The organism is Natronobeatus ordinarius (assembly GCF_024362485.1).
Lineage (GTDB): Archaea > Halobacteriota > Halobacteria > Halobacteriales > Natrialbaceae > Natronobeatus > Natronobeatus ordinarius.
Map to the genome: position 1 here is coordinate 3401531 of NZ_CP101456.1, position 11802 is coordinate 3413332.

Here is an 11802-nt window from a genome sequence, read left to right on the forward strand (position 1 = left end):
TCGTATGATCCGTTTCCAATCCACGAGCGGGACGGAGGCGTCGGGCGATCGATCGAACCCCGAGGCCGAGTCCGGCGGCCGGACGCTCCAGACGATCCTCCTGGCGCTCGCCGTCGGCGCAATCCTGTACTTCCTGCTCCAGCGCCGACGACCCGACGAACCCGATCTCCCGGTCGACGAGGTTCGCGAGACGGCCGAAAGCGTGCTCGAGGGGGGCCGCGAGATCCCCATCGGAGACCCAATCAGGGAGCGCCTCGAGGCGGACGAGGGCTCGGCCGGGGACGACGTGGACGAGGCCGATGCCGACGAGACCGACGAATCGGACCTGGGGGCGGAGCCGTCGGCGGCGGAGGTCGAAGCGCGCGTCGAAGAGGACGTACAGGAACGGCCGGCGGAGCCGGGGGAGATGACGATCGACGAGGACGTCGCCGACGAGGTCGTAGACGAGGAGATCGCCGACGCGGACGAGGACGCGGCCGGCGACGAGGAAGCGAGCGAAGCGGCGTCCGAGAGAGCGGAAGAAGAGGCGTCCGAGGGAGCGGAAGAAGAGGCGTCCAACGAGCGGGAGTGACCCCCCGATTCGGTGACGGGCGACGGCTCGCGATCGAGCCTACCAATCCGGCGACCTCGCGTCAGCCGCTGACCTCCCGCTCGAGTCTCTCCCTGAGCCCCTCGGTCTCCGCTTGCAACCCGTCGCTGATTGTCACCTCGTACGGCTCGGGATCTTCGATGCGGCGGTGTTCATAGGGGAGTTTGTGCCGCCGCTCTCGCGCCCGCTCGCGGATCGCCTCGAGATCGGGCAGGTCGACCACGCGCTCACCGTCCTCGACGACGGTCACGAGCTGTTCTTCGCCCGGCAGTTCCTCCCCGCGGAGCCCGACCACGTCGCCGGCGTACGCGCCGCCGTCCTCGAGTCGCCGGACGCGCTTCTGGCCGGGGTAGGTCACCTTACCCGTCGAGAGTTTCATCGTCGGTTTCAGTTCGCCGTCGCGCTCGACCGCCACCAGCTTGTAGACGGCCTCGATCTTCGGCGCGTCGGTGCTCGTGACCAGCGCGGTCCCCGGGCCGAAGCCGACGCCCACGCCGTCGCGCTCGAAAAAGTCCCTGATGGCGTACTCGTCGATCCCCGAGGAGATGAACTGATCGAGGTCGGGGGCGACCTCGGCGACTGCCTGGGAGAGGGCGGCCAGATCCCCCGAGTCGAGCCGGACGCCGCGGACGTCCACACCGGTCTCCTCGGCGACGTCCCTGGCGATCTCCGCGCCCCGAACCGTGTCGTAGGTGTCGATCAACAAGATGGCGTCCTCGCCGTGTTCGGCGACGAACGTCTCGAAGGCGTCGCGCTCGTCCTCGAAGCTCTGGACCCACGAGTGAGCCATCGTCCCGGAGATTGGCAGGTCGAACAACTCGCCGGCGGCGACGTTCGACGTTGCGTCGAAGCCGCCGACGTACGCCGCTCGCGCCGCCTTGATCCCCGCGTCCGTCCCGTGGGCCCGTCTCGAGCCGAAATCCACCAGCCCCTGATCGTCCCCCTCGCGGTCGATCACGTCCCGCATCCGGCTCGCCTTCGTCGCGATCAACGTCTGATACCCGATCTGGTTGATCACCGCCGTCTCGAGCAACTGTGCCTGCAGGATCGGCGCCGTCACCTCGAGCATCGGCTCGTTCGCGAACACCGGCGTCCCCTCGGGCAACGCGCGCACCTCGCCGGTGAACTCGAGGTCGGCGAGGTGCTCGAGAAACGCCTCGTCGAAGCCCTGCTCGGCGAGGTACTCGATCGCTCGCTCGTCGAAGGAGATGTTTTCGACGTAGTGAAGCGCCTGCTCGAGGCCGGCAGTCACCATGTAGCCGCGGTTCGGTGGCAGGTCGCGAAAGAACAGGCTGAACGTCGCCCGGGGGTTGTGATCCTGGTTGTAGTACGCCTGCATCATCCGCAGCTCGTACGTGTCGGTGAACAGTGGCGTGAGCTCAGGCGTGAGGTGTCCGAACGTGGGTCGATCCATGCACGGAAATCCGTCATCGAGACGAATAATACGACAGGCCGGCTCCCGCTCGCCGATGGGAAGGACTTGCGCGCTCCGGCGCGGCCGTTATCCCGTCGGCCCTCGTAGGACAGGTATGGCACTCCAACGACTCCTCGGCTCGAAGATGACGCGATCGCTGACCGTGCTGTCGGTCGTGCTCGAGGCGAAACGTTCGCTCGACCGCGGAAACATGGTTCGAGCAGTCGCCCTGCTCGCCGTCGCGGCCCTCGCCTGGAAGTGGGCGATGCTCGGGATGGTCGCCCAGGGCGTCGTCAAGGTGCTTCGCGGCGGCCGGTAGCGCGGTCCCGTAGCCGAAGAAGGGAGTGGCGGTCACTCCCCGAAGTGCTCGTCCGCCAGCTTGTTAGACGAGGGTGTCATACAATAGTTCTCAAGCGAATAATTCCAGCCTTTAGGCTGCAAATTGAACCCCGATACGGCGTTTTCAGGAAGTGAGGTGCAGAATGAGTCCCCTATAATCACCAGATAGGGGGTGTGAGACGTATTCTATGACACCCTGAGTCACTAGCTACTCAGAGAGTAAGTCAGCATACAGTTCTTCAGCGTGTATATCGAGTTCATCCGAAAGAAACCGCAACGCTTCCTCTCTTTCGGTTGTTGAGCTCTGCTCGTCTATAGTAACCGTTGAAAGTCATTGCACACCCGGTCACGACCGTTGGCGGGCAGCCTCGCCAACGAGGCCGAGGCTGCCCGTTCGGCTGTGGCCGGGTGTAAATCGTTTCAACGAGTGCTATAGCTCCAATGTGATCATGGAGGATCCGGCTTTGGAATCGGTACTGCTTGCTCATCAATATCCACATCGTCGATGATCCCTTCCCCTTCGTTCACGTATTTTTGATCCTTTCGGAATTTGCTCTGCTTGCTCATCAAGACTCACGTCCTCGCCCTTATCGGAGGACCTTCTCGGCCGTCGCTACTTTCCACGCGACCCGTCCCGCAAAGTCGACGTCGTGGTCGGAGAAATAGTCGATCCGGTGCCGTTCGAAAAACCGTTTCATCGGGAGGAACGCAGTATCGTATTCGGGACTCGCACCCCAGTAGAGTTCCGTATCGAAGTCAATACCGTGGAACAACTTTAGCGCAGTTTGGTATTCGGTGATTGCGGTCTCGTCACCGGTCATCAGTAACGAATCGGCGGCCCACTCGCGTCCGAGCCCACGAACGACGGGGTCGTTGCCGTCGGCGGTAATCGGCCCGATATTCGACCGGAGGTAGTCGGCCGTTCGTCGGGCGCGATCGGCGTTCCCGCATCGCGTATCGAGTTCGACCGACCGAAGAAGCGTGCCGATGCCTTCTCGATAATAGCGTCCGTTTCGGTACATCTCGTCGGCGAGCGTGTACGCTCCGAGGGCAAAAAACGCGGCTGCCGCTACGTCGAACTCCTCGTTTGCTTCGGCGTTTCGCGCGAACGACGACAGTCCCTCCTTCATCAGCTCTACCTCGGCTACCCTGACCAGATTTTCACTAGATTGTACGCTTCTTTCAGGTCCTCGATTTTGTCAGCGGTATCTTCGTACCCCGTCCGGATGTGGATTCCTGTGAGCGGAATGGATGCGCTTTCATCGAAGTTCTCTGCTCTAACGTAGTAGGTCACGCCTCCAACGACCTTTTCCCAGACGTATATCGTTTTACCCCGGGTGTTGGTGCCTCGATATACGTTATCTGGGTTTTCTACGACGTCCCTGATCTGCTCCTTTGTTAAGTGTTCGTCCTGATGCTCTATGTGCCTATCGTAGTAGTCTTCATCCAGTATTATCTCTCCTTCGTGCGCCGGAGAATCAAACGTATCGAGGGAGATAGCCGAGACCAACATTCCCTCGAGGACGCGCAAGACGACCTGCCCGTCGCCGGTGGGATTATCGCCGATAATCAGGTCGAATTCGCCGGACTCCTCGTGGACGTTCGGAGCTCTGATGACCCCGTGGACGTCGTCGTCGGTGCCGTCGGTTCCGGGTAGTTGCGTGATCTGTTCCCAGCATTGCTGCGTTTGATGTCGGAGTGTTCGTGCCTATTGGGTCCCTCATTGGCGAACCAACTACATTGACAAACCTGCTTACCGGCCCGGCTCTGTTAATATAAAAACACAAGAGTAGCTATCTAGCGAGCGTGTCATACAATAGTTCTCGATCGGTCTATTTCGCGCGTTCATCTTTGAACAGAAACTGAAATGCGGTGTTTCCCTGAATCAGGCGTGAAATGAAGCAGTCATAAATCACTGCGTAGGGGGTGTGAGTCGTATTTATCATACGCTGATCTAGCTGCTACCCTCAGACAAACTCCGAGTCCCAGTTACCATTTTCGATCACTCGATCGATAATCTCCGGAAACTGGTTTCGTTTATACTCGATCCGATCCTCGAGCGATAGATACATTATCCGATTGCGCTCGTCTTCTCCGAGGGTAAATCCAACCGAGTCGGCGAGTTCAACGGGAACGATAATCGCGTCTTCGATATACGGTTCTGATGACCAGCCGAGGTCGTTTTCGACCGTTTCGTACTGCTCTGCAGCGATTGCGTATTCGTCCTCATGACCACCCAGATCGCCAACTAACCGGAAGTCACCACGGAGTTCGTGACAGAACCCGACCTCTGCATCCGCAGTGAGAATCGGCTCCTCGAGCACGTCAGAGACGATCAACTCCCCCTGTTGAGCATGGCGACGACAGCGTTCGTGTGACCCGTGAAGTCGGAAGCAAAGCGCCCCAAGGAGCAGAGACCGCATAGCAGAGCCAAAGTCTATGTAGCGTGGTGACGGTGGCTCGGCGTTGACATCGTCGGGAGTATCAGGCAACCGGCGGAATTTAAGCAGATCTCCTCTTCCAGCGGCTGTGTAATAGACTCCTGCGGTCTCTAGGTCGCCTGTTTGCCGTCTTGATCGAGCGTACGAATAATAATTCATAATGGTTCTGGTGACCGACTTTTTCTGTCGCTTTTATCAGTCATAGTAGTTTCTTCCGTGAGTGGAGATTTCTGGTTTTGTTGAAACCCAATCAGTCAATCTGACTCGTAAAGTGGGTCCGATGGATACCCCTTTCTATCCAAGAACTTTTCAAATTGACTACGATCCTCATAGATCACCGTAGTACTGATTGTACGTAGTCCATCCGGGTGTTCATACACTCGAACAGTATACCATTGGCCATCAATATGTTTGGCGTAAACATAGTGAGGGCCGTTTTGCCAGATCTGGTTTGGATTAGCAATTACGTCTCTAACGATATCGTAATTGGGGATGTGATCACCATCATCTCGAACGGGATGTTCGTCCGTTCGATCAATTTCAATTTTATTCCCGAGTGGATCTTCTACGACCTCGGCTGCAGAAATCACCATCCCTTTGACTAGACGCAACACGACCTGCCCGTCGCCGGTGGGATTATCGCCGATAATCAGGTCGTACTGTCCGTCCTCCTCGATCGCGTTCGGCGCGCGAACGACCTCGCCGACGTCGTCAACGCTATCGATTCCGGGAAGTTCCTTGACCTGCTCCCAGCCGTGTCGGCGCTCGTGGCCGTCGTGGATCTCGTGTTCGAAGGTCGCCCCGCTGGGGAGCGTGATCTCGAGGCCTTCCTCCGGAAGCTCCCATTCACCGGCGGGCGGCGTCTTGGGCACCGGCCGCGTGTTCGTGCCGATCACCTCGCCCTCGAGGGTTCTGACCGCTATCGTGGAGAGGCCGTGGACGCGGCATGAGGCTTCTCCGAATCCTGCTGATGGGCATCGACGGGTACTGCGTGCCCCGTCGGCGATCGACGAACTGTGCCCATCAACCGGCTCAGACGAGGTCGTCGACGCAGTCGGGCACGTACGGACTGTCGACGCTGACGTCCATCCCGTCGCGGCGAGCGAGCACGACCAGCGTTAGGACTGGCAGACAGACGAGATCGTCCGCACTGGTTTTGTTCTCGAAGTCGACGTTGTCGTCGTGCCACTCGAGGAACTGCGCGATTCCGTCCTCGAACGCCTGTTCGTCGCGGTCGACGACCCCGGTCAGGGCCTGCCACAGTGCACCGAAATACTGTGGATGGTCGTCGGGAAGGTCATCGAGCGTGGCTTCGAGTTCGTCGAGATGGTGTTGTTGGTCGCCAGTCTCCTGGACGGTCGCAGCCAGCGCGTTCATGAGGTGATAGCGGTGGACCGTCGAGAACTGGTGATAATGCGACTCGTGGGTCTCGAAGGCGATTTCGGTGGCCTGCTCGAGGAGTGCGTCATCACCCGAGAGGATCGCAGAGTAGAGATACTTCAGTAGGCGCATCCCGCCTTCGAAATCATCGGACAGTGACTCCCGACGCTGCCGGGTTTCGCGTGCACCTTTGTAGTACCACTCTGCGGACATCTGGAAGTCGGGAACTGCCTCTACACAGCTTCCCAACGCAAGTTTGTACAATCCAATTTTTTGACCCTTGGAACCGGCACTGAGATAGACCTTCGGGATGTTCTCTTCCGGCACCCGACCTTCTTCGAGCGACTCAAATGTGTATTCCCTAAGCCCCTGATATCGCTCTATTTTCTTTCGGATTTTCTCTTCTGATTTTAGCATCACTCGATCACCTCTTCAAGTTTGACGAGATGTACACGATCAATATCCATGTCGCCTTCGACAAGCGTTTCGAGTACCGTTAATTCGTTCTGTTCGTCATTCTGTACAATTACTAATTCGTCGTTTGTTCGGCCGTCAATTCTAGCTCTCTCTAATTCTTCACCAAGCTGTGTGAGATCTTCGTTTCCGCTATCGATCATCTCTTCGATCGTCGCGTCGACCCACTCGTTGGTCATTTGCGGGCCTTTGTCTGGCCGGTCGAACCACGCCGAGGAGTTCGAGACATTGCCACTGTCACTCTTGAACTTCGCTTCGATGATATGGTACTCGTCGGCGGTGTTATCATAGGCGACGATATCGAACCCTGGCGTCTGTGCATCGTCGAGGTATTCAATCTCGAGGCCGCGATCCTCGAGGAACTGCGGTCCTGCTTCTTCTTCAGCGATTGCACCCTTCTGACTCTTCGTTAAATTGGGCAGCTCACTGGAATCGACGCCGCCAGTCGTCGTTACCCACTGCTCGCTATCGTGTGGACAATCAACCTGCAGATCGATACCGAATCGGTCACCGTGGAACGTCGTCAGATCGGCCTCGCGTTCGATTTCGAGACTATCCATCTCGAGAGCTGATTCGTCGAAAACTGCTACTGTGAGTGTTCTCTGCTACTACTATCGAAAATAGTCTCTCCGAGCAATATTGGTTAGTTTAATTATACTATGGCGTCAACCAGATCTTCGGGGGTAAACTCACTATCGACGGTAATGCCGTAGCCGTTCTGCCTAGCGATGGTGAGCAATGCTGTTGCCTCGAGTGCCATGATGAGGTCGATAACGTTGTCTTCGTGGCGCTGGCGGTCGTGGTACTCGAGCATCAATTCGACCCCTCGTTTGAGCAGCGTCGTATTTTCTACGCCAATTCCACTCGCGAAGTCAGTGATTGCCTGACCGTAGAGTTGGTGGGGTCCTTCTTTACCTTCGTTAATATCGATAAGTCTGTCAATATGGTCATCGGCGACACGATCGAGAACGCTACCCGCGATACATTTAGAAGCATAGAACTTGTCGACAGGGAAGTCAATTGGTTCTTCGATATACTCGTGTGCTGGTAGTTCAGCAGGATCAAGTGCTAGAATCTCTTCTGAAGCGGTTTCCTTGAGGAGGTCGTCCCCACAGAGAGCGGATACATACACCCCTTCAGTGAGAGTCAGAGGAATTCGTCTGAACGTATTGAGTTCACATTCGCACTGGCGTGCTTCTTTTGCAGCAGTGAGATAGTGCTGTGCGGCAAAACGGAAGTGCTCTCTCGCTCTGGATATCTGGGACTGGTAAACGTACACGATAGCAGTTGACTTATACGTGCCCGCTAATCCGTACTCGGCAGTTGGCCGTTGCTTATCAGCCACCGTTCCACTTTCGAGGCGTTCCTTCCGCTTTTCGATACGACTTAGCCGGTTCTCTAACAGCTCTTCGAGACGTGCACGTTGTTTCTCAGTGAGGTCAGGCACCATTATCTTTCACCCGCCTGTAAGTCGACTATCGTCACCGCATCGACGCCGACTTCGACGCTTATGTCGGAGGTGATATCTGTAGAGGTTGTCAGTGTCCGGTCGCTAGCTCCCTCGACATCTCTAACAAAGACGATTTCCTTTCGCACGGCACCTTGGTCAAGTGCATCTTCGATGTCATCGTTTTCAGCGTTGTCGTAGGCAATGAGAGCAGGGCCAATTTCTGATTTATCATCATCTTTTGGCCATTGGAGACTAAGTCTGCGCTCCTCAGACGCGCTCGTCCAGACAGCCCCAATAAATCGACACCAACTGACCGGCCCAGTCAGATTGGATGATTGATAAGTGAGTTCGATACTTGCTCGTGATCAAGATCGATCGAATATCCCTGCTCATTGGCAATACTCACCATTGCGGTCGCCTCCACTGCCATGATTTGATCGATCACGTTGTCGGAGTGTCGTTCGCGTTCGTGGTAGCCAATAGCTGTGTGAATCCCACTCTCGAGTTGTGATTGGTCACCGGTATCAAGGCCGCGAGCAAACGCAAGAACTGCTTCTCCGTACTGCCGGTGGGGTTCGGGCTTCTTATTATTGATCGCTTCAAGTGATTTAAGATCGTCTTGGTCGAGCCTATCCAACATCGCTCCCACGAAAGTACGGGCAAGATAGTACTTGTCTGGTTTGAACACGATGTCGCCCTCGACAGCTTCAGTGCCTTCTTTGGGATCAAGATTGAAGATCTGTGAGGCTGCATCTTTCGCCGCTTCGAACGTTCTTGCACAGGCAGCCGCATACACTCTCTCCAACAACGTCATCGGCACCCTACGGTACGAGGTCGCAAACGGTTGCATCTCAAGCGCAGCAGTCGCTGCTTGTCCGAAGTTCTCGGCTGCCCGGTCAAACCAACGGCGGGAGACCTCGATTTCTCCGTTATACACGTGACAAATAGACAATCTTTGACATTTAGCTGCGACGCCGCGATACGACGAGGCAATCCTGTGATCGACGACATCGCCCCTCTGGAGGCGGTCCAGCCGCTCTTCGACCCGCGAGGGCGTCGACTCGATGATTCCTTGCACTTGTTTTCGCTGGCTCTCTGTGAGGGATATCATGAAGTGGGTTCACCTGCTTGGAGTTCGACGGCCGTTACCTGATCGGCCCCAACGATGCCGGGGATGCTGATGTCGTACTCGGACTACTTAGCTGTCTAAACGTTCGATCGTTTAGCTCTTTGATGTGCTTGCTCGAACGAGTTCCATTGGTATGAATTCACTTTCGAGCTGGATTTCGTATCCTTTCCAGAGAGTGATAATGAGTAGAGCGGTCGCTTGTGGGGCCATAACACGTTCGACAACATTCTCCTCATTTGAAGATTGAGAATGGTATTTCAACATAATACGTATTCCTTTTTGTATTTGGTCGACATCTTTGTCTCGAATACCGCATGTAAAGGTTAAGATTGCCTTGCCGTATAGAGCATGAATCTCTGGTTTTTCTTCATTGACTGCAGCAAGCCCACTAAGCAACCATTCACGAATATCGTCCAAGACAGCGTCTGCTAAACAACCCGAAAAATAATACCGGTCATCGTCAGAGTCGCCTGGTTCGACATCCACTGTTTCAATTATTTTAGTGACTTCTCGAGCGAATTCCTGTACCATGTCCGGATCACCAGCGAGAGAGGCGTTGTACAGGCCACGGGCCAGCGTGAGCGTAGATGGAACTGTCACGTTACTCTCTTCAGCACTTCGTCGATAGTATTCTGCTGCCCTCCGAAAGTGGTCTCGTGCCTGTGCTATCCGATCTACGTATACAGACAATATGACAGAATTAGTATATTTTCTTGCTAGTCCGGAAAAGAATGTAGGGAGGTTTTCTTCGACTTTCTCTTCCTTGTATAACCTTTCGTGTTTCCTAGCCCGGGATTGATATCGCTGAAGCTGTTCGATCGCGCGCTCGTGTTGTTGTTCTGTGAATTCAACCATTGTTCTATTCACTTGCCGCCAATTCGACAACGGTTACCTTATCTACCCCGGCAACGTTCTCGAGGCTGACATCTGTGTCATCACTTTGGGGCTCCTGTAACGTTCTGTGACTTGCTCCATCGACATCTCTCACTAGCACGACCTCCTTGGTGATGCTGTTGGTGGCAATTGCGGTATCTATCTGGTCTACGAGTTCCGAATCGATCTTATTCTCACTTTCCAACTTTTCGAGGCTATTTCTGATCCAGTCATTATGTAGTTGAGCGTCACCGTCGTACGCATCCGTATCCAAGAGACTTTTTCCAACGGCCTCGGTACTGGTCACCGTTTTGGCTTCAACGATGAGCCACTCGTCACTGACACTGTCGTAGGCGATTATATCCGGACCGATTTCGGAGGCGTCACCCTCGTCGAAACCGTCTACGGGCCATTTAACCTCGTAACCCCGCTCTTCGACGAGTTCGACGCTGATGTTCTCACCGAGGCTGCCATCCGTGATATCACTCGGGTTATCAGCATACGTCTGAATCACGGCGTCCGGGTCATCGGCACACAGGAGATTCGTCTCGACGGGATTACTCGTTCGCTCGAACGTCCCGAGGAACGCCTTGTACTCACTCGAGGCAGCGACAAATTGGTCGCGCTCGGTGGAGTCGACCGTCATGTCGACGTCGGCTTCGTCGCGTGCAGCGGGTCTCTTGCTCTAACTCCTCAACGAAGTAATCGACTATCTTATCACCGGTTGTGCGAACGACGATCTGGAGGCTTGCCTCAGCGATTCGGTAGATTTCGTATCGGTGATATGGATCGTTCGTGATGACTTCGTCGGGTTCGTCCTCGATTGTGTCCTCAATTTCTTCTTCGGAGACCTCCTCGTGCTCGTCACGTTCCTGATTGACTTCTTCGCTCGCTTCCTCGGCGACCTCCTCTCTCTCGATAGCCTCTTCAGCGAAAACGAGAGTTCCATCGTAGATCCAGAGGATGACCTCCTGCTCGCCGATCTCGTTGCTTATGACGTACCATCCCTCGCCATCATCGTGGATAATCTCGTCGACGTTTTCGAACGCCTGATCGAGCTCGCTAGCAGTGAGGCCTGTCGTCTCTTCGATGTACGCTTCGCCAAAGCCACGGTCGAACTCGCCCTCGGAATAAACAGCCCCGCTGGGGAGCGTGATCTCGAGGCCTTCCTCCGGAGGCTCCCACTCACCGGCGGGCGGCGTCTTGGGCATCGGCCGCGTGTTCGTGCCGATCACCTCGCCCTCGAGGGTCTTGGCCTCCATCGTGTAGAGGCCGTACGCCGCGAGGGCAGGGGTACCGACCCCGATGACGAAGGGGGCCCCGGCAGCGACCGTGGTGGTGATCGCCGGCGTCGCTACCTTCGTTCCTCCACCGAGGATGACGTGCTTGGGGGTCGCCGTTGGCGCGACTGCTGCGACGATCGCCCCGGTTCTGCCGTCCACCTCGAGCTCTCCGGTTTCGATGTCGAGGCTCGTAACGACGGTATTCTCGTCCTCGTCGGTTACGATCAGGACGACTTCGTCTGCCGTCGGTGCGTTTCGTCTGACGTCTTCACGGGAAAGCGAGAAGTGAGCCGCCTCCCACTCGTCTTCTTGCTCGAAGACGCGTTTCGTCTCGTTCTGCCAGACCGTCTCGCCGTCACAGAGTAGGCAGGTCTCGTCGAATCCCTTCATCACTTCGATCGTCTCGATCTCGCCTGCTGCGCCAGTTGGA

At 56.2% G+C, this 11802-nt stretch carries 14 protein-coding genes; 2 read left to right on the top strand and 12 right to left on the bottom strand.

All coding sequences use genetic code 11. The annotated features are described in order from the left end of the window. Positions 1 to 4 precede the first annotated feature (4 nt). Positions 5 to 571, top strand: a complete 567-nt coding sequence (locus NMQ09_RS17280; protein WP_255191823.1) for a hypothetical protein — start codon at positions 5 to 7, stop codon at positions 569 to 571. 61 nt (positions 572 to 632) lie between these two features. Here the strand turns inward: NMQ09_RS17280 and NMQ09_RS17285 are convergent, their stop codons facing one another. Further along, positions 633 to 2003, bottom strand: coding sequence for a nicotinate phosphoribosyltransferase (locus NMQ09_RS17285; RefSeq protein WP_255191824.1), 1371 nt, complete (start codon positions 2001 to 2003; stop codon positions 633 to 635). Between the two features lie 115 nt (positions 2004 to 2118). Here NMQ09_RS17285 and NMQ09_RS17290 point away from each other — a divergent pair, with 115 nt between their 5' ends. Next, positions 2119 to 2322, top strand: a complete 204-nt coding sequence (locus NMQ09_RS17290) for a hypothetical protein (RefSeq protein WP_255191825.1) — start codon at positions 2119 to 2121, stop codon at positions 2320 to 2322. A 607-nt stretch (positions 2323 to 2929) separates the two neighbouring features. Here the strand turns inward: NMQ09_RS17290 and NMQ09_RS17295 are convergent. The 11 genes from NMQ09_RS17295 to NMQ09_RS17345 form a co-directional block, all read right to left on the bottom strand. Continuing rightward, on the bottom strand, positions 2930 to 3472 hold the full coding sequence (locus NMQ09_RS17295) for a hypothetical protein (RefSeq protein ID WP_255191826.1): 543 nt from the start codon (positions 3470 to 3472) through the stop codon (positions 2930 to 2932). A gap of 14 nt (positions 3473 to 3486) precedes the next feature. Next, entirely contained in the window at positions 3487 to 3873 is a 387-nt protein-coding gene (locus NMQ09_RS17300) for a hypothetical protein (RefSeq protein ID WP_255191827.1), read from the bottom strand. A 436-nt stretch (positions 3874 to 4309) separates the two neighbouring features. Continuing rightward, a complete protein-coding gene (locus NMQ09_RS17305) occupies positions 4310 to 4666 on the bottom strand; it encodes a hypothetical protein (RefSeq protein ID WP_255191828.1) in 357 nt (118 codons plus the stop codon). 371 nt (positions 4667 to 5037) lie between these two features. Then, the gene (locus NMQ09_RS17310) at positions 5038 to 5679 is read right to left on the bottom strand and encodes a hypothetical protein (RefSeq protein ID WP_255191829.1); all 642 of its coding nucleotides are present in this window, start codon (positions 5677 to 5679) and stop codon (positions 5038 to 5040) included. Between the two features lie 136 nt (positions 5680 to 5815). Next, positions 5816 to 6580: an immunity 49 family protein gene (locus NMQ09_RS17315; protein ID WP_255191830.1), complete on the bottom strand. Its 765-nt coding sequence runs from the start codon at positions 6578 to 6580 to the stop codon at positions 5816 to 5818. Then, positions 6580 to 7197, bottom strand: coding sequence for a hypothetical protein (locus tag NMQ09_RS17320; RefSeq protein WP_255191831.1), 618 nt, complete (start codon positions 7195 to 7197; stop codon positions 6580 to 6582). Before NMQ09_RS17320 ends, NMQ09_RS17315 begins: the two co-directional genes overlap by 1 nt. Before the next feature lie 92 nt (positions 7198 to 7289). After that, entirely contained in the window at positions 7290 to 8087 is a 798-nt protein-coding gene (locus NMQ09_RS17325; RefSeq protein WP_255191832.1) for an immunity 49 family protein, read from the bottom strand. 322 nt (positions 8088 to 8409) lie between these two features. Further along, positions 8410 to 9198 carry a hypothetical protein gene (locus NMQ09_RS17330; protein ID WP_255191833.1) on the bottom strand — a complete coding sequence of 263 codons (789 nt, stop codon included), beginning with the start codon at positions 9196 to 9198 and terminating at the stop codon, positions 8410 to 8412. Between the two features lie 111 nt (positions 9199 to 9309). Beyond that, positions 9310 to 10071 (bottom strand): hypothetical protein, encoded by a 762-nt coding sequence (locus NMQ09_RS17335; protein WP_255191834.1) that lies wholly within the window; start codon positions 10069 to 10071, stop codon positions 9310 to 9312. A gap of 4 nt (positions 10072 to 10075) precedes the next feature. Next, positions 10076 to 10735 carry a hypothetical protein gene (locus tag NMQ09_RS17340; RefSeq protein WP_255191835.1) on the bottom strand — a complete coding sequence of 220 codons (660 nt, stop codon included), beginning with the start codon at positions 10733 to 10735 and terminating at the stop codon, positions 10076 to 10078. Then, complete coding sequence (locus tag NMQ09_RS17345; RefSeq protein WP_255191836.1) at positions 10686 to 11762, bottom strand: hypothetical protein; 1077 nt, start codon at positions 11760 to 11762, stop codon at positions 10686 to 10688. Before NMQ09_RS17345 ends, NMQ09_RS17340 begins: the two co-directional genes overlap by 50 nt. Positions 11763 to 11802: the final 40 nt, after the last annotated feature.